Origin of the sequence: Thalassotalea sp. G20_0 (genome assembly GCF_017744175.1) — a bacterium.
In the GTDB taxonomy this organism is placed as follows: Bacteria; Pseudomonadota; Gammaproteobacteria; order Pseudomonadales; family Endozoicomonadaceae; genus Endozoicomonas.
The window spans coordinates 122207-144269 of the sequence record NZ_JAGHQV010000010.1; the positions used below are offsets into that span (position 1 = coordinate 122207).

Here is a 22063-nt window from a genome sequence, read left to right on the forward strand (position 1 = left end):
AAGGTTCCCCGTAATCTGGCAGTCCGGGCAGGTGTCATGTAAGGCTCAGCGGAGGAAGTACTGCCGCAGCCATGCCACCGAAGTGGCAGTGCAGCACAGTTTTGTCATCAATAATCATTATCAATGACATGGTGCGCCGTGCTCTGTAGCGTGCTCGAATAAGTTCCTACCCTCTTCAGTAATTGCCTCAAACCCTGCAAAAAATTGATCCAGGTCAATCGGTTGTTTGTTGACCAGCTCGTATTATCATCACTATTTCACCAGTTCATTATTTGTACAGATATGCATTTTGTCAGGGGTAACACTACCTGTTTGTGTGCTGGTTTCCGGTTTTAGTGATAACGGTAAAATAAATGAAGAAACTTCTCGATAGTGCGCTGTCGTCTGTCATCAAGCGAAGAACGTTTATCAAGTGGGGAACTGCTGCGGGCAGTGCCGCTGTTGTCGCTGGCAATGCACTGCCTCTGAAAGCCATGGCAACGGATTCAACGCAGGCAAAAGCCGCTGAAGACAAGGTGACCTGGTCTGCCTGTATGGTGAACTGTGGCAGCCGCTGTCCTCTCCAGGTGCATACCAAAGATGGCATTATCACCCATGTTGAGTCGGATAACCGGGGCGATGACGTATACGGTGATCATCAGATTCGCGCCTGTCTGCGCGGTCGCTCCATCAAGCAACGGGTATACAACCCTGATCGTCTGAAATACCCCATGAAGCGGGTTGGCAAGCGTGGGGAAGGTCGCTTTGAGCGCATCAGCTGGGATGAGGCGCTGGATACCATCGCCAGACAGTTGCAGTACACCATCGATACTTACGGAAACGATGCGATCTATTATCAGTATGGCTCCGGAACCCAGGGCTATAAAACCGACGGTCCTTTTGCCTCCAAGCGCCTGCTGAATATGCTCGGTGGCTTTCTGCCTTACTACGGTAATTACAGCTGGGGACAGATTCAACGTGCTCTGCCGTTTACTTACGGCGGTGGACGTCCAGCGGCGTTCGGTAGTTTTACCAGTGAAATCGCCAATGCAGAATTGCTGGTCATGTTTGGTTACAACCCGGCAGAGACCCGCATGAGTGGCGGTGGGGAAATCTACGAGCACATCAACTCGGTGAACAGCAAAAATGTGCGCACCATTATCATTGACCCGCGTTATACCGACACCATGCTGGGCAAAGAGTCTGAGTGGATTCCAATCCGCCCGGGGACCGATGCTGCCCTGGTAGAAGCCATGGCCTGGGTGCTGATCAACGAGAAGATGGTGGATGAAGCATTCCTCGAGAAGTTCTGTGTTGGCTACGATGAAAAAACGCTGCCAGCCAGTGCACCGAAGAATGGCCACTACAAAGCGCACATTCTGGGCCAGGGTGCGGATGGCATCGAGAAAACCCCGGAGTGGGCGGCAAAAATTACCGGTATTCCAGCGAAAAAAATCATTCAGCTGGCCCGGGACATTGGCAGGGCCAAACCTGCCTACATTATTCAGGGTACCGGTATTCAGCGTCAGGCCAACGGTGAACAGGCGAGCCGTGCCATCTGCATGCTGCCAATTCTGACCGGCAATATTGGCCTTGCCGGCACCAACACCGGCGAAATGCCAGGCAACTATGGCTTCCCGGTGAAAACCCTGCCCATGGGTACCAACCCGATTAAGACGGCGATTCCATTCTTCAAATGGACGGATGCGATTCATCGTCACCATGAAATGACGGATAAGACCGATGCTCTGCAGGGCGGCACGTCACTGAAGAATCCGATCAAATTCATCTGGCAATATGCGGGCAATATCACGGTTAACCAGCACTCTGATATCAACCGGACCAAAGAGATCCTGTCTGATGAGAGCCTGTGTGAGTTTATCCTGGTGTTTGAAAACCATATGACACCCACCGCACGGTTCGCGGACATTCTGCTGCCGGATATCACCACCATTGAAAATTATGAAGTGGCCAGCAACGGCTATGCCTCGGGCAGTCTGGGGGCGGTGATTCCGCTGGTGCCTGCTATTGCCCCGATGTACGAGTGCCGCAGTGCATACGACATCTGTGCAGGTATTGCCAGGCGCTTTGGTCTGGAGGCTCAGTACACAGAAGGCAAGACCCATGAGCAGTGGGTGGCGGAACTGTACGAACAGATGCGTAAAGAACAGCCTCAGGTGCCAACACTGGAAGACCTGCGTCGTGACGGACCCTACAAACAGCTGGCACCGAAGCATATTCGTATCGCTCTGGAAGATTTCCGTAAGGATCCTGTGAACAATCCTCTGGGTACCCCATCCGGAAAAATCGAAATTTACTCCGAACAACTGGCGACCATTGCCGCTGAATGGGAGCTGCCGGAAGGGGATGTGGTGACACCGTTGCCACAGTATGTCACCACCTGGGAAAGCCATCTGGATCCGCTGACTGAGAAGTATCCGTTGCAGCTGATTGGTTTTCACACCAAGGGCCGTGTGCACTCCACATACCATAACGTCGCTTTCCTGCGTGAAGCAGTGACGGATGCCGTATGGCTGAACCCGGCAGATGCACAGGCCCGGGGAATCAAAGATGGCGACATGCTGAAAGTCTGGAATGACCGTGGTGAGACCCGGATTCCGGCTAAAGTCAGCCCCCGGATTATGCCGGGTGTTGCTGCCCTGGCAGAAGGTGCCTGGTACGCACCGGGTAAAGACGGTGTTGACCGTGGTGGCTCATTCAACGTGCTGACCACTCAGCGCAGTACGCCGCTGTCCAAGGGTAACCCGATGCACACCAATCTGGTTGAAATTGCCAGGGCATAACAGGATAGGAATAACGTTCGATGAAGCAACTCTCGATGAAACAGTTGGGATTTTATGTCGACACGGCCAAGTGTACGGGCTGCAAAACCTGTCAATTGTCGTGCAAAGATGAGAATGACCTGAAAGTCGGCGTGAACTGGCGCCGGGTTTATGAATACGGCGGTGGTAGCTGGTTTCAGAACGAAGACGGCACCTATGCCCAGGATGTGTTTGCCTATTACACCTCCATCAGCTGTAACCACTGTGCCAAACCAGCCTGTTCCAAGGCCTGCCCAACCGGAGCCATGCATAAGCGTGACCAGGACGGCCTGGTGGTGGTTAACGCCGACGTCTGTGTTGGCTGCCGTTACTGTGAAATGGCCTGCCCCTACGGCGCACCGCAGTTTGATGCCGAGAAGAAAGTCATGACCAAGTGTGATGGCTGTTTCGACCGGGTTGAGCAGGGCAAGCAGCCGATCTGTATCGAATCCTGCCCGCTGCGTGCCCTGGATTTTGGTCCGATTGATGAGCTGCGTGCCAAATACGGCACAGAAGCGGATATTGCGCCACTGCCGGACTCTTCTCTCACTGAGCCATCGCTGGTGATGAAGGCGAGTCGCCACGCCAAACCTTCCGGCGACAAGACCGGACGCATTATGAACACACGGGAGGTATAACCATGCATGAGTTGCCACTGGTATTTTTTACGGTGCTGGCACAGGGCACCGTTGGCCTGTTCCTGGTGCTCGCCTGCCTGCTGATGGCGAACAGTGATACCAACCGTCAACAGCTGCTGAATAAACTGCTGATGGTGGTTCTGGTGCTGCTGGGTGTCTCCGGCGCTGCGGCCATGACTCACCTGGGTCAGCCATTGCGAGCCATGAATGTCATTTTTGGTCTGGAACATCTGTCTGCACTGAGTGTTGAGATTATCACCACTTCGCTGTTTGGTGGTGCTGTCTTCACTTATGTGGCCATGGTGCACTTCGGTATCCTGGCAAAGTTGCAGAAGCTGGTTCTGGCGGGAGCCATGGTTCTGGGTATTCTGTTACTGCTGGCCATTGCCAATGTTTACAGCCTGGCCACGGTACCTGCCTGGAACAGCGGCTGGACCATCTTCCAGTTTGTTATGACCGCTTTTGTGGTGGGTATCCCGGCGGCGGCACTGATGCTGAGAAGTCAGTCGGCCTCTTTGGGTGCATTCCAGAAAAACGCTGATCGTGCACTGACCACCCTGGGTTTTATCACCCTGGGTCTGGTGCTGGTGGGATACCCGCTGTACCTGTTCTGGCTGGGTCAGGTTGACCTGCCTGCTAACCCGCTGGGTCTGTTTGACTACCACGGTCGTCTGATGCTGGCCCGTCTCGGTCTGCTGTTTGCTGGTCTGGGCGTTTGGGTGATGGCTGCCACTCGTGGTAATAACTCAGCGGCAGGTCTGGCAGGGGTGAGTACCGTCCTGGTGCTCACAGCTGAACTGTGTGGTCGTATCTTCTTCTATGACCTGCATATGTCGCCTATGTGATCAATATAATTATTATTTAAACAAACATAGGATACCTGCAGCTATATGCATAATAGCCTGAAAATCCCTATAGAGGGCTTTTCAGGTTCTCCGCTGGATCTTTTACCCGCTGAAGAAGCCCACTATGGGGAACCAAAATCACCCTAAGGCTTCTCTTTTTGCGGGTAGGCACTTAAAGCTCCCCTTTCATGCATTATATATGGCTTCTCTGGTGAGTTTTCTTATGGTTTGTCAGTGTACACCCTCTACTGTTCACCGGTTTTCTCTCCAGAAACTTCGCTTTATACGTTTCAAGTTGGCCGGTTCCAAACGCCGGTCTTCACTGACAAGACATTCAGAACCGATGCACACCTTCATTTCTCCGCCCTTGGAGATCACTGAGGGCTGAGGTGACATTGAACGATTGCTCAGTATCATTCTTCTACCGTGCGAGCCCATACCCTCCATAACGGATACATTCAATACGCTAGTACCATCCTCAATATTCACCGCATAAAAATAATTGAGCCCGACGCCCGGATTACAGCTGTTAGAGGAAACTTGCGGAACAAAAGAGGTAAACAGCAGCATGCCATTGATCAGTGAGGCCCGGCCCAGGATTTTCTCGCCGGGATCTTCCAGTCTCATAAACCAGCCAGCAGCTCCGCTCAAAGAGCCCAGTGCCGCATTTTTATCCCACTGGTTACCGTGTTGAATGATGTTGGAGGTCGCATCGTACAGTGACCACTCAGTAATGACCCCACCGTTGGCATACCGGTAAGTGGTCGGCTTGTTAAAGATATTGCGGTCACGAATCACATACATACGATCCTCCACCACCGTATTCATGGGGTCGGGGCGGGTACCGCTGCCGATGGCGATATTGAGATATTCGCGTTTGCTGTCAATGGCCACGGTGGGTGCCTCAAAAAACCGCCGGGCATCCACTTCAGACTGGCCTGCCAATTGGGCGATCAGACCACCATTGGCGAAATTCCAGGACCCGGCGTTATCGTGATTGATATCAACACGGAACACCTGACCGCCAATATCCACCGCATAAAAGTAATCGGTCAGGCCATCCTGGTTAATATCAACCAATGTCAGATCTGCCGGAATACTGTATTTCATTTCCGGGATGCTCAGCTTACCGTTTTTGCCGGCATGCCAAAGCATTTCACCGGTATAGGCATCGACCATATATATTGCCCGGCCTATGTCGTTTTCCTCAATTTTTACTTGTTGGTCAGCATCTTCGTCATAGCCACCACCAAACAGTAACACGTGCCTTTCAGACCCCAGCCACTTGACCTTTGTTAACTGCGCCTTTGACCAGGTTTGCCCCAGCTCCGGAAAGTCGGGATTTCTGGATGGATCGTCGTCAGCCTTGTTATTGGAATCCACATCCCCTTTGATAACCCATCTAAGCTTCGGGGTATTCCGGTTAGTGACGTCCAGAGAATAGATATTACTGCCCCCCCTGCGCATGGTCAGGAATAAGTAGGCATGCCCATGACCATCCGTTATGTTGCCATCGCTGTTCCAGTCCCTGAAAAAGACAGTTATCGGTCCATCCATGCCATATATTTTGGCTCTGCCAGGGTCGGGCTCCGGTGGTGGAGGTGGCCATTCATGCCTGGGTCTGATGTCACAAACAGTGTCGCCAGTAAAGAGACCGTTGTAATGCCATTTACAATACTCAGGATGTGCACACTTCCATTTTGCCCAATCCCAATCGCATTCATCATCGTTCGTGGGTGTCGGGGGGATAACACGACAACTCTCGCTCAGGTTTAAATCTCCCCACTCAAACCTGTATTCACAATAACGGGCCGGCACACAGGCACCGGGTACCTGGTAATTCCACACACACTGTGAATCCGAGGTTGGCGCACCGGATATCGCCGGGCGAACCGTCCCCTCCCGGTACATTCGCAGGTTGCCCAGCAATTTCCTGGGAATGAACGAGAAAGTAGTGTACCCACTGGAGGCATCCACAGCATGGAGAAAACCATCATTGGTGGTAAAAAAAACGGTTTGATCCACATTACCGTTCCCCCCCCAAGGGTTATAAGTAACAATGACCGGCTGAGTATGAATAGGGTCACCCATACTGAACCGTGGTTCAAAAAATACACCATCGCCATCGTCGTCATCCATATCAAGGCCCCGTGCCCACTGCAGCAGCGTCATCTTCTTATATACACCAGCGACGCCCAGAGTTCCGTCAGAAAAAGAAGGAACATTGTGTTCGTGGACCCTATTCGAACCGCTTGACAGCTCTACATCCCTGTCGCCAGATAAATTGGTATAAACCGGTCGCTCCGGATCCAAATGCGACGCAGCCCCACCGGCTGTAACGACTTTACCATCCGGGGCAGCGCTCCAAAAACTCTGGGCATTGTCAGAAAAAAAGCCAGTCACCGGATCAATGGCCAGATTCCCGTTGGCATCGTATATCTGATTATCATCACCCAAACGGTAACGTTTCAGATTGCCCGTCCAGTCTGGCCCGGAGCTAGGGGCAAAAACGGTGTAGAAAAGCTCATCGGTGGACTCAAGGGAGTTAAAAGCATTGACGGGGACGGTCGGTGCGGCAAATGAAGTGGATTCCGAATTGACCCGAACCATAATATCGGCAAACGCCTGACTCAGCTGGCTGGCATCCTCGGCCCGGTAGTACTTCCCGTTACCGGCCCTGACGGAATTGGCCAGTACATCTGACGACCATTGATCCATTTCACCAAAGCCAATAACGCTTAAGAAGACGTTCTGGTCGCCATCAAAATGGCTGTTAACATCGTAATTGGCCATATACCAGATAATTTCATTAAGGCATTCGTGGCAATCATGGTGCAAATGATCCGGCATGGTCTTACCCGCGATCAACCGCTCAATGTCAACATCAGCACTGGTATCAAACGCCGGTGCACCATCAGTCAGCAGGATGAAATTGTTCTTTTGGCACTCTGTGACAATGGGGGAACGATACTGCACGCCTGGAATCGAATAGGCATTGAAATCAATGCTCAGGGGGTTCCACGCGAATTTTGTTTTCTGCCCCGAAAAATAAAGGTAGGCTTCGTACAACGTTTCAGCCATTGGTGAAAAGCCATTGGGAATCAAACTGTCAATGGCATTCATAGCTCCCTGTCGGCCAGTGTCAATATCTTGAGATGCGAATATAACGCTGCCGCCCTCATCATAGTTAAATCTCATTACACTGATGTTGATATTCTGTGCATCACTGATAAAGTCTTTGGCCACTTGCTTGGCTACATCCATGCGGGAGGGGCCAGAATACTGACAAAACCCAAAAACACCACCACATTCCAAGTTCCTCGTGCCCATGCTCGCCGATGTATCCATAATCAGCATCACATTGGGCTGGGCTTCAGAGGGAAGGTCGGCAACAAACAGATCAATATCATTTGCCGCCAGTTCACAAGATAAAATCAGGGAGAGCAGAAAACACCCTGACGCCCATAACCATCGAGAGATTGTCTGCGAGTATTCTGAACATTCATATTTTGAATAATCGTTGCTAAACATTCCTGACATTGTTATCCACTGTTCTTTTGTTGTGCCCACTCATGCTCTGGCCAATGTTCATATATACGACGGGTGATATTTTTTCAGGCAATAGCCACAATTGACTAACATGGAAATTGCCCTTTGATAACTTCCCTGTTCCGTTTACCCTGAGCAGTCGAAGGGGGGAGACACCGAACTTCCTCAGGCTCAGTCCGAACAGAACCGGGAAAATTTTTCCAGGACAGTTCCTTACTCCGGTGTCGAACTCTGCGGTGGTGTGATCAACAGAACCTGCAAGGCTTGAGCTGTATTTTCAATCCAGATCACCAACGCAGGCTGCCCCGGGGAGTCCCGGGAGTCCTCCAGGTCACGCAGGTCCTGCAAGGTTGCCTTCTGACTGCCAGCGCCTAGCCTGCCCACTTGCAACCGCTGGTCAAAGACCAAACGTTTTGGCAGACAGGTTTCACAGGGGTAGGCCCAGATCAGGCCGCTTGACTCATTGCGAAATTCCACTTCTATCTTGCCGAACTCCTGGTCAACTTGCCTGCCCGCTGCGTGGCCATGGACCGCATGGCATGACAGCCATATTCCTGTCATGGCAGCCAACAGCCAGTAGCGGACATGACTATCATGGTGTTTGCTTAGTAACATAAATCACCCCTATGCCCCGGCCTGACCGGGCACCATTTCAATGATGGCATTGTTCTCGATCTGGTAAATCAGACCAGCATATTGATTCCCCGAACAAGCTTCTTATCACTGACGGCAGCAGCCATCATGTACCGAACAATATCGGCAGTCCCCCTGGAAACAACACCATTAACCACCTGCAACCGTGCCACGCCATGTACCGCGGCTACGACTATGCTGCCTGCGTTGCGCCTTGGATAGTAACTGCTCACTTAGCCAGAAATATTCGATTCCATTTGGCTAACTACTTATGGTGGCCTGTTTATTCAGCCAGTTGACCCGTTGCTGGTTGTTCCTGAAGTGCAGGGGAGGGTTTATCAATGCGCTCAATACCCCATTGTTCCAGCTTTTCTTTCCATGTTTTTCGAAACTCCGATGAAGTCTTGATCTTTCCCAGTGTCAATAGAGGTTGAGGCATTCCTTTTCTCAGACACTCGCCAACCAGATTCATAAACCATGCGGAGTTTTCAGAGGCTTGTGCAAGGCTGTCAAACCCTTTAAGACTTTCACCAAGAACGTTCAGTTGCTGAAGGTCATCGAGCATTGATTCCCGCTTTTCCTGCTCCCGCGCATACCGGGAAGCAAACAGTCGTGACTTGATCAATCCACCCGATCTACAGGTTTGGAGTGCAGGCTGATCCAGTATTTCAGTTGCTTCAGTCAGTACCTCCTTCACGGAATAATGGTCTTTAAACTGAACCAATGGGCGCTGGCGCTGATCCGATGGAACGGGAAAACTCTCCCATATTAAAGCTATGTATTCCTGTAGCTTCTGATTCTTGAACTTAAGTGAGTTCTCTTCAGCCACTAGCATTTCCAGACTGAGTTTTTCAAGATCATCAGCGGTGCTGGCAGCACGAAATTCCCGATAATCGGACAACCCCTCAGGCTCTTGCCAACAGGAATCAAAACGAACAATCTCTTCAGCAACACGCCTGGTTATTGTGCATTTATCAAATGCGAGCTCATTCTCCAGGCGCAGCCTCTGTATGTTGCCAGCCAGCTCTTTTTTTAAATTTTCTTCTTTTGTTTTTTTTTCTTCCAATGCTTTGTTTCTTAATCGTTCCTCACTATCGGTGCGTTGAAATTGACTGACGCCCGGCGGGCTGTTGTTATCACAAGCCGTCTCAGGCTGCACTGACGAATCGGCAATCCCCGGGGCTTTCATATGCACTGACCAGGTTCTTTTTGTCATTGCCGGAGACAACGACAAACCCAAAGGCTCAAAACTTTTTATTAATTCCTTGGCTAATGTTCCACCCGACCCGTGCCCTTCCAGTAAACTTGCTATTTCTTCTGCAAATGCTTCAAATGTTGGCCGCATGTGTGTCACTGTAACGGAAAGCTCGTCCTCAGTGCTTTCCGACAGTCTGAAGACAAAATCTTCCGGGTTTCCTGCCAGATAACCCATAAGATATTGGTAATATTGGCAACCCTTCTGCGCATAGGCATTCAGGGCGTTTTGATAGTGTCGGGCAAATACAGGGATGTTTTTCCTGTACACACTTTCAGCAGTTTCAGAGTCGAGGTAGTTCTTACTGGCAAGTTTCCTGAGTCTTTGTTCGCCAGCCTCCCGGAGTTGTTTCAATGGCTGTTTCAGTGCTGACGACCCTGTTCTGATGTTGCCCTTGTTTTGTGCCCGCTTTCTGGCAGCTGACACTGCTTTTGCTATCTTGCCCTTAAATAGCCCTTTACCCGGTTTCGCTTTCTCACCTGATTGAATATCCAGCATCGGTGTAGACATATTTGCACTTGATGCCGCCTGCTGACTGAGTGATAGGTTATTCATAAACTCCGGACTCGTGAACGCACAATAATTATTATCAGCCTCGCCTGATCAAGCCCTGATCATCGGAACCAAAGATAGTCAGAAAGAAAGAAAACGCCCATATTTTCCCGGCAGACAAACTTCTCAATCAGGGTGCCACGGTACCTAAAGGTAAACGTAATCATCATTTCAGGCTTAAACGAATCTAAAGAGACAGGGATAATGAACTTTGACTATTAGAAATTGTCACAAAGTGTGTTGATACAAATTTAAGATCAACTTTAAGAACAACAGTGGAGTCATTTGTGGATTCAGTCAATGCACTACCAGCTACAGCGACCAAATCAAATTTTCAATGCCCTTTTTGCTTAGAAGATGATTTGGAAGCCCGGTTTAATGATTTTGTCGTGACCCATTGTTGCAAACAACCCTTTCACTTCGATTGCCTGGAAAAGTGGAAAGCAAATGATTTAAGCCTTCAGGGCAGGGAGGCCTGTACGGTTCCCGTCAAGCCATGCCAGGCTTATTTGAGCTGTATGCATTGCCGACAGAATGCCCTGCCTGTCGTTAATCTGGAGACCCTGGCTTATAGCAATAGCGGCAGCACCGGTTACTGTTTATCGGATCTTGCTGACTTTCTGAAAAAGCGTACTAACAGTCGGCAGGCAAGCTCATCCGAAAACGATCAGGGTGGCGCAGAGGGGAGCAATAACAGCACAACAACAATGGCAAGCGGCTCAACGAGCTTGCCAGCAAGCTCAGTTAATGATGCGTGTATCAGGGGCAGTGAAGACCATATTATCCCTGATTTACCGACCCTGGTCAGTCAGGGGTTGAAGCGCCGTCATGAAGATTTGCGCTCTGGAGTTGAAGAGCTACTGGCGGTTCAGGCCTGTGTCATTGGCGATCAGGACATGCTTCAGGAGATTGCACAGCAAGCCCCGCATACTTTTCACACCACTCAGAAAACTGTCTTTTATCATGGACCTGTACCTCTGGCTCTGGTGGCTGCTGAACATAATCATGAAACGTGTTTTAAGAAGATTGCCGTTGACCAGAACATGTTTCGACTGTCAATGACGCATGCCCTGGAAGACAAGGATGAAAGCACATTGGCAATGCTGGTCAGGAGCGATAAATCGGGGCTTGCCAATTTGCACCTGCTCCAGGCAATTGAACGAAAGGACAAGCGAAAGGCGAAATTGCTGCTGGACGCTGGCGTTGATCTCTACTCGGCAGCCAAAAATGCCATTGAGGATGACCACAGCCCGGCAACGATAGGCTTCCTTTACGACCTCGGATTCAGTGGTGGCAAGATTGTTCTCATGGCCGCAGAGGCAGGGAACAGAGGGAACAGGAGGCTGCTCCGTGATTTTAAGGAATCGTCTGAGCTTCGCAAAATCATCAGGGATGGCCATTTCGTTGAGGCCATAATCCTTGCTGCGCAACAAGAAGACCGTGCCGCCTTGCAGGAACTGACAGCGTTTGTGACGCTGGCAGACGCGCTGTGCATCTGTGTCCGTGCGCATAATGAACCTGCCATTGCTGCGTTGCTCAAATCAGGGGCGAGTTTGCTGGACGCCATGGTGCTGGCCGTTTCTAAAAGTCAACTGGAACTGTTTGAACAATTACTGGCCAGGAATATAGATGACGGTGGTCACTACTTAAGGCTCGCTGCACAAAGTGGTGATGAAGGACTGGTACAGGCCCTGCTCAATGCCGGCATTGATGCCAATGGCGGGGGTGGTCCGGCTGACACGCCACTGGTTATAGCCACAAGCAATAGCCATGCCAGGGTGGTCAGTATGTTGCATGACGCTCTGGGGCCTGACCAACGCGTCCATATTATTGTCCGGTCGACCAGGGAAGGGTCTCAAACGGAATTGCGATCACTGCTGGCTTCCTACCCGGGGGCAGGACAAATGTTCCGTGAGATGCAGCGGGTCATTAATTATTTGCGTAATCAACCTGGCTACGGTGAACCGGCTATCAGACGGCTGTTAGATAAAATGGATGTCGGTAAAACAGTGATCATTCTTTCTGAAGCCCTTAAGAATAACGATGACAAAATGCTGGCAACGCTACTGGCTGTCGGGGTCGATCCTAATATCACTGATTGCAATGGCTTGCCTTTGCTGCACGCTGCTGCTGACAGAGGAGACCTGCAGATGGTTAAGCTATTGCTGGAGAGGGGGGCAATAGCTGATCTGCTGAATATGGAAGGGAAAACCGCCTTTTCCATTGCTGTCCGAAAAGGCTATAAATCGATCGCTGACCAACTGATCAAAGCGACAGGTGGCGTAGATATTGAAAGTGAAGTAACCGCAGCGGTTGGTCGGGCAGATGTTGAAATGCTCAGGCCTTTGCTGGGTATAGCGGATCTTGGTGGCACAAAGTTCCGGCAACTGTTCCGTCAGGCTGCTGTGAGCGAACAGCGTCAGGTGGTCAGTGTCTTCGCCACGCAAACAACCTTCAGCGTTGAGATTGCCTTTGCCATGGCGCTTGGCGATAACGAGTTGAAGGTGGTTGATGAATTTCTCAAGGCCGGTATGGATACAAGCCGTTGCTGGTCGGCGTCAGGTTTGCTGATAGCGGCAGCACGCAAGGAGGAAGAGAAGGTTAAAATGCTCATGCACAATGGTATTGATCCCGCAAATGACATTAAACTTGCGGCACAAGCCCGGGAAACGGAAGCCCTGTCAGTACTGCTATCGTCTTTTGATGATATTGAAGCAAGAAACAGCCAGGTTAAGGCACTGATTTTCAGTGAGGTGGACAATCCGCCAGTGCTCTCATCGCTGGTGGATGTTGAGCGTGAGTCCGGAGCTGCTGGTCTCAGGACTATCCTGGTGTCGATTTTGGCCATGAGCAAACAAGTCCGTACTGATCTGGAGAGTGTGCTGACAGTAAAGCAGATCATTTTGGCTGAGGACAGGGATGCAAACAGGGACGCAAACAGAAAGGGGAAGCCGGAAGATTCCCCCGCCCTTAACCGACAGGGAGGCAGGCAGCGGGCTATAGTTGAGGAGCCGCCGGGTCATGGCAATGTGAGGATAAAATCCTGTGATGATGCTATCAACGACCATCAGACTCATCTGGAAAGGAATGAAGCTGTTATCCGGGCATTGATTCGCGCCGGAGCCGATCTTGATATCACCGACGAGACCAGGGGCTCTCTACTCTCTCAGGCAATACAAGAGAACTGCCATGACAGTGTCCGGTCCATTCTGGATTTCCTGACACGTTCAGGCCCGACTGCCAACAGCCCTGCTGCATCGAGCCAACACTCCGGTGGTTACATCAACAGAGATCTTTCAAGGGTATTGACCGATGCTTTGGTGTTGGCCATTGGTCTGGACCGGCAGCCAATGGTCAAGCTGCTGCTGGACGCTGTGCATGGGATGAAACATGTTCAATGGGATCTCTCCCGGCTCAATGGCACTAGCGACCTCCTGCTTGGTGTTGCCCAAACGGGAAATATCGATCTGTTGCGAGAACTCTGGCAACTGGGTGTCCGGGCTACCCCGAGTCTGATTCAGATTGTGCAGAATGCAGACGGGAACAAGTTGCAACAGTTTGTCAGGGCCGGGATTAAACTGAACGCTGCGGATGTTGGCGGAGATGTGCATCCGTTGCTGCTGGCCGCCATTCTGTTCGCTGAAAATAGCTTTATAGACGTGGTGCGTTCCATTGTCTCGATCACTGACAATGTTGACGACGTTATTTGTGACCAGCAACTGACATTACAGGAATCGGTGCGGTCAAAGCTTTGGCAAATTGTGGCTGAACAGCATGACCGCATAATGAGTGTGCTGGTTCGCGCTGCTGATGGAGGAAATCACCGACTTTTCGAGACACTCGCGGGCGACCAGAAGATGGCGGGTCCGCTTGGCCGATGCCTGAGCGATGCGGCACGCCGTGGCCATCGCAAGGTGGTCAGTGAACTGATCAACATTGATGTTGATATCAACTCCTAACCGGAGGTATTTCTGTATGACGTAGCCCTTGAGCATCCCGATATTGCCAAAATGGTGGTGAACTATTGGGCAGGAAAAGCGAACAGAAATCCCCGGGTTATTGTCGAGTCGGCGCTTACTTTGGCAACAAGGAAACTGACGGAGCAGCCCAATGCTGATCGGCAGCAAACAGAGCAACTTTGTGCCTGTTTAAAGGGCTTTCTAAACAACTCGCCCTTTCAATCGACAGGCGATCAACAGCCTTTGGCGTATAGAAAGCACTAATCCCCTTACCAGCACAGCCTCCCTCCCACGCTCCGGAGGCTGTCACAAAATAGAGATCCAAAGCAGTTCTGGGAACTCACCCTATAATGTCTGGTTTTCTGTAAATTTGCTGGTAACACTTGGCTCTCTCTCTATGTAGCTCCTGATAATCGGGCTCAGCGGACTCTCTGCGAAACACCCTTTCGAACTCAGCGGTAAAAGCCTGTTGCGAACGATGGTAATGCTCCCTGGTGACATATCCCGAGTCCATGCAGGCTTTTATTTCTTCTAACTGAGCCTGTCGTCTGGCAAGATGGCCTGCGGCGAGTACTTCAGTAAACAGATCAGCAACGGTTTTGTCATCGGCCCCGTTGCGACGGACTACGTTGAGTTGTTCCAGCAGTTCATTCCGTTTATTTGCCCATTTGATCGGCTCGGCCCCCACGGTTTCTGCTACCTGGCTGGCTTCGGTCTGACACGCCTGCTGTTGACGGGCGCGCAGTTCAGCCTCAACCATGCTGTAGAAGTCGATATGATTGATCGCATCGCTGACGGTTCGCTCTTTGTCACCTGATGGAGGTCTCACAGGACAATCAGTTCCGGAAATGTCTGCGGGCTCATCCAGTGTCAGAGCTGCTATGGCATATTCATCTAACCTATCTAAAGTACCGTTGCCCTGGTGTATCTGGTTTGACTGAGTATTGGTAAAAAGATGAGGAAGGTCTGCCGTCTCCACAGTCATGCCATGATACGACTGTATTTGTTCACTAGCATCAGATGGTTTTGTTTGATCCGCTGAGTTTGATTGGCAAGGATAAGGTTTTAAAAAAGCAGCACTGAATTGAAGTAATTTATTTGAACTATCCATAGGAGTACTCTCTTGTTGAAAATTATTTAATGAACAAGTTAAGACCACTCTTCTATAAAAGTTATTTTTATTTTTAAAATGTCTGAAAATTCAAGGAACTGCATGACTATTTCTGTGTCCCACAGGCAGGTCGGGAAAATGAATTTCTTGTTTTCCACGACGAAATCCATTCGGGCTGGGTTCTGATTCTGTCGAAGAGCGCAGCCGGAAATCAGGAAGTTATTTCAGGACGATTCCTTAATTACAGCCTGGTAGACAATGATGATTCATCACGCCTTTACTCCCCCAATGCCGCCACAGGCCTATGAACGCGCTAATGGCTTTAATGGTCTGAGCAAAGCTGTCAGTGCCTTTGGCACGAGGTCGGTAGCACACGGCCCTCGTGTTGGCGATGCCGCCTGCGATCCTGCCAAACACATCGCCAGTGGTGACCCCGGGCGGGCAGAGCTGCTCAGGCAGATCTCAAAGGATGGCGGTGAGTCCGCTTTTCAGCGCCTGGTGGCAAGCCTGGAAGAGTCCGGGGCAGATGCTCCCAGTATCAGTGGCTGACAGCGGCGTTCGGCAGCCAAGATTTCCCGAAAATTGACAGAGGTAAATATGGCCGGGAGCCTTGACCAGGCACAGCGCTCCGACCAACTGACCGGTGGCGGTGATTTTGCCAGAGTGGGCAACCCTCAGCCGGGAGGTGTTCAGGCAAAAATGGCCAAAGATGGACAGGTGATGTACCGGTTTGCCTTAGACACCACCAAGAGTGCCGGGTTGCCCGAGCAGAACCTGGAGCTGAGCAACTGTTTTTATAGAGAAAATGGTCTGCCTTCGATGCCTGGGCTCAATCCTGAATTGTCGAAACTCACCGGTGAGCACAGTAATCTGTGCGCCGGGCTCAGCGAATCAATCTACTCCGGGTCCATGAGCATCAAGATCAAGGCCGACAAGCCGGTCAGTGCAACGGTTTTCCGGCTGGTGCCACACCATGATGGACGGTTGCACCGCAATGAAAATAATACCATGTCGTGTATACAGCCCGGGAGTTCGGCACGCACCTATCAATCGCTGGTGGACGATGGCATGGAGTTTGAGCAGGCTGGTCATTCACCCTTTACCATGAATATTGAGCCTCATGACGGCCAGCTCTATTTTACCGTCAAGGTGCGCGCTTCTTACGACGCGTTTGATGATAACAGCCCCTGTGACGCTCCTTTTGCCGGGGATGCCACGGTGTTCAATCGGGCCCTTTGCTGCGATGGCAATCAGGACGTCAAGTATATTTATGCAACGCCCTACTCCAGAGGCGAATGGCTGCATGTGGGTTTTGAAACTGAGTTAAATGATTTTTCCGACAAAGTGCCCGGTAACAGTGTGGTCAAGGTTTGGAAAGATGGCCAGTTGGTGGCAAAAACGTTCACCAGGGTCGGGAATAATAACCGGGTCTTATACGGTGGTGGCGGTTATCATGCCCAGTTTGGCATCGCTGATGGTTCTGATTCCATGGAGGTCAAGTTCAAGGGGGTGGATATTGCGCCTGCGTATCAGAGCAAGCTGACAGATACCCAACACTCCTTTCCTTTCTCCTATGCCTCGGGCGAGTGTGAACTCAACGGGCAGAACAAAGCCGAAGGGCCAGCCTCGTGCGAATCGACTATCTCTCCCACTGATCCGACAACTACAGTGGCAACGACCACCTCTCCCACTGAGCCGGCAACTACAGTGGCAACGATCACCCCGGCCGTTGATCCCGTAACCACGGCAACGACCACTTCTGTCACTGATCACGCAAAGACAACGGCAACGACAACGATAGCAACGGAAAGTGCGACAACAGCAAAGCCCTCATGCCACCAAGAACAAACCCCCACTGATGCCATTGCCGACATTGCCAACAAGTTTACCGCAGAGGTCGATACCCGGCATCTGGGGCGGCGGTTAAAGCGAATACTGATGTTTGGACCCAGAGATAATGTTCATAAGTTCTCCAAAGGGCAATACAAAAAAGTGGTCAAACAGTTGGAGCGTTTTCTCGACAGGATGGGGGTCGCTTCTTTCCGACAGGATTTCTCTTACGGCACCAGGAAACGCGATTTTCGCAGAACGTTTGATTTAAATTCTGCGACCCCAAAATCTGCCCTGGATAAAGGCTGTAATCCGGCGAACAATAACAGCTGTAATCTATGCGCCCTGATTCCCGGCAAATCCAGTAACGTTGTGGTGGCTGGTGCTCATCTGGATACTGTCTGGCAAAGTCCTGGTGCCAATGACAATGGCTCCAGTGTTGTGGCGCTTCTGGAAGCGATTCGGATTTTCAAAAAGTCCGGACTAAAGCCCAATAACCCGGTGCTCTTTTGTTTCTGGGGCAGTGAAGAGCAATCACCGCGCAACTACGACAGTCGCCGTACTAGCAGTGGTCTTGCCTTTGGGTCCCATTACTTTTTGCACAATGAGGGGTACAAAGATGTGATGGGGAACCTGACCGCACAAGATCCTTGCCATCAGCAAGCGGACCCGTTTCGTATTGAATGCTATCTGAACCTGGAGATGGTGGGCACCAGAGCGGATCACAAATGGGATGTACATTCAGAATTCCTCACCATCAGCGATCCTGAAAAAGCCATCTCAGGGACAAGCCCCAGGGGTACCGGACAGCTGACAGAGCTGTACGTCGATTATCTCAAGGACCGTGGCTTGTCCTATTACCGGGATGAGCCAAGCCCGGGCGTTACCGATGTCGGTGCGTTTTACAAAAACAATATACCGGCGGTGACCGTCACTACCGGGAAAGATGCATTCTACTTTCACCGGCCGGGCGATAAATTTGACGCAATTGACCTTGATGTGATTTCAAATGCCACTCAAGCCGTTGTTCATACCCTGGCAACACTGTCGTTTGGGGAGGGGCTAAACATCACCCGGACCTGAGGTTCGGGTGAATTTCAACACACCCCACCTTCATCATGTTCTGCTGCGATCCGGGTTATGATGTCCTCAAGGCTACAGGTTGACCAAACTTTCCAGAAACAGATGGCTGTCCCGATTTCTGGTCTGGAAATCGCTGAGCTTAAACAATCTCTCGATCTGCCGGACCATGTCAGTACAACGGTGACAACATCGATAGCCGAAACACCTGCGGTAGCCGAAACACCAGCGGCATTACAGTTTATGGTGAACGCGTTCAACCAACCGCCGGTCTTGCCTGATGATGTCGGCGATAATGAAAAAACCATCCTGACGGTATTGCAGCACTATTACCGCCGTCCCGGACCGGAACGGGTAATCCAGAGCCTTGGCAGAAAGACCATTCCAACCGTGTGGAAACCCTTGCACAGCTGCAGTCATGTCCTGCGGGCCAGGAATAATGGGCAGTGGTATATGGAATTGCTGGAGAAATTTGAGCAGCGTTACCTTAGCCCGGAAGAAAAAGAACTCCTGTCCCTGGCGATTATCTATCATGACGCTGCTGCCGAGGATGTCGGCAAATCAGCGGAAGAAACAAGGTCTGCTTATTACTTCACAAGGGACCTGGCCCGGCACTATCCGAAACAGCTGTTGGATACTATGGCCCTGGCAATGGCCAGCAAGGAAAATGATGTCAATGGTAAAGATGAGCAGGGCCTGCCTGAGGACCTGCGCTGGTATCTGCGCATATTACGCTTTGCGGATCGTATGGATATTATCCGTGTTTTCGGGGTTGGTGCTGAGTTTCCCAGAGTGATGAAGGCTCAACCCTGGAGTTTTGATGCTACACGTCTGGACCTGCCGCCGCAGTTGCCCTGTGATTTTACCTCCGGGTCTGGCAACAAGACTGAATTTCAACGGCACCTGGAAGCCGCCATGCATGGTGCGGCTGATCTGGTGCAGGTAACCGGGAAGCCCGACGATCAGCGCAAAAGAAAATATACCGAAGTTTACGGTCTGTTCAATGGCGCAAAGATCTCCGGGCGCTTTGAATGGACAGCTGAGCCAGTGCAGAGAATGAAACGCTTTATTGATGACAATGTGCGGCGCAAAATTGCTCAGCAGGCCGGAATTATTGTCTGTTCAGACCCCGGGCATCAAGCCTGCAGGTCTGATCAGAAAAAGGGGGGCACTTATGGTATTCATAACAGTTGGCATGACCTCCGGCAGGTGGTGATTCCACAGAGAATGACGCTGTTGGAAAAGATGCAATACGAACACGACCCGTCGCTGCTGAGCCCGGCAACACAGCAAGCATTGAAGCAAGAGGTGCAGCGGTTGAAGCGCCGGGGGTTACAAATGAATACTGGCACCTTGACGCAAGAAACGCTGGCTTCTCCGGATGCCCTGAGGGTGCTGAAAAAGCGGGGTATTGACGTGATCAGTGAGACGCGTCCCTACTTTACTGACGATGATCGCCAGCAAGAGAAAGTTATGCTGGTGCCGGGAAAAAAAGCAAAGCTTGAGGTTGAAGGCTTAACCCCGTTGCTGGCTGGGAGCTTGGTAAAGATACTGGTAGCCGGGAGTGTGAGGTAGAAATGCCTGTGGCGGTGTGCGGGGCTATCGGGATTGCCGGGTATTGCTACAGGTGTTGGTTCATTGGCTGTGGGAGTGTCCGGCATCAGTGAGGCCCGGTCCACCGGAGTAGAAAAAACATTGATAGTTTGTCATTGTGGCAGTGTTGGCAAACGGTTGCTCCGTTGATGCCGGGGGGCTCTGTTAGTGGTACTTTTGACGTATTTAGCGTGTTTTGCATGGATTAAATCCCGAAAGAGTCGCTGCACAGGGTTATAGTCAACCCTTCGGGGTTTGGCAGAAAATTTGGGTTAAGGCTGAAATTCAGAAAATTTATTGTTTATTTCCCTGTTTATTCTTTTATGACGATTCTTTTGATGCCAGCGGTATATCTGCTTCACTATTTTTCAAAGAACCGATATCTTCCCGTTCACTCTTTTCTTTAGCTAATAATGCCTTAAGGTTTTTGTGATATTCACTGAGAGTTATACCTTTTCCGGTACTGCGTAAACCTTCCCTTTTAATAGACGACACTTCCAAAGTATTTTTATTTTTATTTTTATCACGCAGGATAGAGCATGCTTCTTTAATAATTTCACCAGGGGTGTTATCGTAACCCAGTCTTGTTTCTTTAAGATGTGAAAATTGTCTAACGCTGTTTCCAAGCTCCTGTATCCCTGAATCGATTTGTTTCTGCATTCTTTTTTTTCTATCTTTTTCTAATTTTATTCGTTCCTGATGATTCAGGTTGGCGCGTGGTCTTTTTGCTTTTGGCTTTGCTGCCCGGAGCAGTGATTCTTTATCACCATCAATTAACCGAGCTGCCAGTTGTAGAACCTTTCCGACAGGACACTCAATGTTGTTCAGTGGTTTTATACCCATGGCCTGACTCACTTCGCTGCTTAATTTTGTTACATCAATCTGGCCTCTCTTAACTTGAAGATCAGCAACAGGAATCGATTCACCTGAAGTACGCATTTTTTTCAGAGGAGGAGGGCCATTCAGGTTTTCCAGAACCCGGCTTGATGAATTTGAAGAACTTGCTTTAGTTTTTTTCTGCTGTGCCTGGTATTGAGCAAAATTTTCTTCAAATGCCTTCTTAATGTGCTTTTCAGTGGTTTCTGCCAGCATTTTATCGGTATGTTCGCGAAGTTGCTGTTTTGCTTCCTCCAGCCTGGTTTCCAATGATGACCTGATTGCTTCTGAAACCGATTCTACAAGACGGGTTTGCATGCCTGGAATAGTTGCTGTTATGGATGATGAAACAACTTGATTTATTTGTTGCTGTAATTCAGGGACCATAGCTTTGACAGCATTGGTTACCTCTCTTTTGATTTGTTCCCCCAGTAGTTCCTGCATTACTTTAGGCATTATAGTATTGACCGTGCTGGTTATCTGCGTTTTAAGCTGAGGAATGACGCTGTTAGAAATGGCTTGTGCTACAGATGACAATAGCCGCGGGGATTTTCTTGCAGGGTTGCGGGGGGGCACCGCTGATGCATCGGGGTTACCGATATTCAGGGTCGGTCTGAAGGTCAAAGCGGGACTCGCTGGTGCACTTGACACTGCAGCATTGAGCCGCGCAACCAGAGGGTGGTTTGGAGGCAGAGGCAGCTGAAGCGAAACCCGGGAAACCTGTTGGGGCAGATTAGCCTCTACAGGGGGGGGTGAGAAATGAGCCAGTCGTTGACTTGGTAAACGGGGAGCCGTTGCTTTTGGAGAGGCGTCTGGCATTAATGGGGGACGATTGGATCTGATGAATACACCGGACGACAATAAAGGGTCCTGACTATCAGGGCGCAGGCCGGAAACTGGTTGTGATGGCAAAAATGACGCACTTTGATCTGGGCAACTGAATGGATACCCTGGGGAACACTGTGAATTTGGACTATACGGTATCCCGGCAATCGTCAGCATGGGGGGCGTTTCTTTACGGAGCTGGGGGTGATTCGTGAATTGCCTGTCATCCGCAGGGGTGGAATGCATTAACGGATTCATATTGCAGTGTGTTGTCTCTGTTGCGCTGATATTCCTTTGTTGTAATTGAGTAGTGATACTCTGCCCTGGCACCATTGGCATTGGTCCAGACTGACATAAACCCGGAGTTGGCGTATTGAAAACACCGGTCTGGGTTGGACCTGTGATTAAAGTACTTTCTCCTCTGTTAAAATGTAAAGAAGGAGGAAAACCATTGCTCATTGATTTATGAGAATTAAACATGTCCTGAAACTACCCTGAATTTGTAATAGTACCTTA

Annotated in this window: 13 protein-coding genes; 7 read left to right on the forward strand and 6 right to left on the reverse strand. The window is 50.5% G+C overall.

The genetic code is table 11. The features are described from left to right. The first annotated feature begins 353 nt into the window (after window positions 1-353). From J7438_RS08480 to J7438_RS08490, 3 genes are read left to right on the forward strand one after another with little or no spacing between them, the layout of a single operon-like run. Window positions 354-2783, forward strand: a complete 2430-nt coding sequence (locus J7438_RS08480; protein ID WP_209276208.1) for a DMSO/selenate family reductase complex A subunit — start codon at window positions 354-356, stop codon at window positions 2781-2783. A 35-nt stretch (window positions 2784-2818) separates the two neighbouring features. Further along, on the forward strand, window positions 2819-3439 hold the full coding sequence (locus J7438_RS08485; protein ID WP_209276227.1) for a DMSO/selenate family reductase complex B subunit: 621 nt from the start codon (window positions 2819-2821) through the stop codon (window positions 3437-3439). Between the two features lie 2 nt (window positions 3440-3441). Continuing rightward, on the forward strand, window positions 3442-4284 hold the full coding sequence (locus J7438_RS08490) for a dimethyl sulfoxide reductase anchor subunit family protein (RefSeq protein WP_209276209.1): 843 nt from the start codon (window positions 3442-3444) through the stop codon (window positions 4282-4284). A gap of 252 nt (window positions 4285-4536) precedes the next feature. Here the strand turns inward: J7438_RS08490 and J7438_RS08495 are convergent, their stop codons facing one another. The 4 genes from J7438_RS08495 to J7438_RS08510 all read right to left on the reverse strand — a co-directional run bounded on the left by J7438_RS08495 (window position 4537) and on the right by J7438_RS08510 (window position 10276). Continuing rightward, a complete protein-coding gene (locus J7438_RS08495; RefSeq protein WP_353620107.1) occupies window positions 4537-7548 on the reverse strand; it encodes a PilC/PilY family type IV pilus protein in 3012 nt (1003 codons plus the stop codon). A 498-nt stretch (window positions 7549-8046) separates the two neighbouring features. Continuing rightward, on the reverse strand, window positions 8047-8448 hold the full coding sequence (locus J7438_RS08500) for a hypothetical protein (RefSeq protein ID WP_209276211.1): 402 nt from the start codon (window positions 8446-8448) through the stop codon (window positions 8047-8049). Window positions 8449-8516: 68 nt separating this feature from the next. Beyond that, on the reverse strand, window positions 8517-8699 hold the full coding sequence (locus J7438_RS08505) for a hypothetical protein (RefSeq protein ID WP_209276212.1): 183 nt from the start codon (window positions 8697-8699) through the stop codon (window positions 8517-8519). 50 nt (window positions 8700-8749) lie between these two features. Continuing rightward, complete coding sequence (locus tag J7438_RS08510; protein WP_209276213.1) at window positions 8750-10276, reverse strand: hypothetical protein; 1527 nt, start codon at window positions 10274-10276, stop codon at window positions 8750-8752. A gap of 284 nt (window positions 10277-10560) precedes the next feature. Between J7438_RS08510 and J7438_RS28220 the strand changes: the two genes are divergently transcribed. Then, window positions 10561-14232 (forward strand): ankyrin repeat domain-containing protein, encoded by a 3672-nt coding sequence (locus J7438_RS28220; protein ID WP_209276214.1) that lies wholly within the window; start codon window positions 10561-10563, stop codon window positions 14230-14232. Between the two features lie 340 nt (window positions 14233-14572). On the opposite strand, the gene J7438_RS08520 is transcribed toward J7438_RS28220, so the two are convergent. After that, window positions 14573-15061, reverse strand: a complete 489-nt coding sequence (locus tag J7438_RS08520) for a hypothetical protein (RefSeq protein WP_209276215.1) — start codon at window positions 15059-15061, stop codon at window positions 14573-14575. 540 nt (window positions 15062-15601) lie between these two features. Here J7438_RS08520 and J7438_RS08525 point away from each other — a divergent pair. The 3 genes from J7438_RS08525 (at window position 15602) to J7438_RS08535 (ending at window position 19828) form a co-directional block, all read left to right on the forward strand. Beyond that, a complete protein-coding gene (locus J7438_RS08525) occupies window positions 15602-15892 on the forward strand; it encodes a hypothetical protein (protein ID WP_209200696.1) in 291 nt (96 codons plus the stop codon). A gap of 48 nt (window positions 15893-15940) precedes the next feature. After that, window positions 15941-18256, forward strand: coding sequence for a M28 family metallopeptidase (locus J7438_RS08530; RefSeq protein WP_209276216.1), 2316 nt, complete (start codon window positions 15941-15943; stop codon window positions 18254-18256). A gap of 102 nt (window positions 18257-18358) precedes the next feature. After that, on the forward strand, window positions 18359-19828 hold the full coding sequence (locus J7438_RS08535; protein WP_209276217.1) for a hypothetical protein: 1470 nt from the start codon (window positions 18359-18361) through the stop codon (window positions 19826-19828). 339 nt (window positions 19829-20167) lie between these two features. Here J7438_RS08535 and J7438_RS08540 read toward each other — a convergent pair whose 3' ends face one another. Further along, complete coding sequence (locus J7438_RS08540) at window positions 20168-22027, reverse strand: hypothetical protein (RefSeq protein WP_209276218.1); 1860 nt, start codon at window positions 22025-22027, stop codon at window positions 20168-20170. Window positions 22028-22063 lie beyond the last annotated feature (36 nt).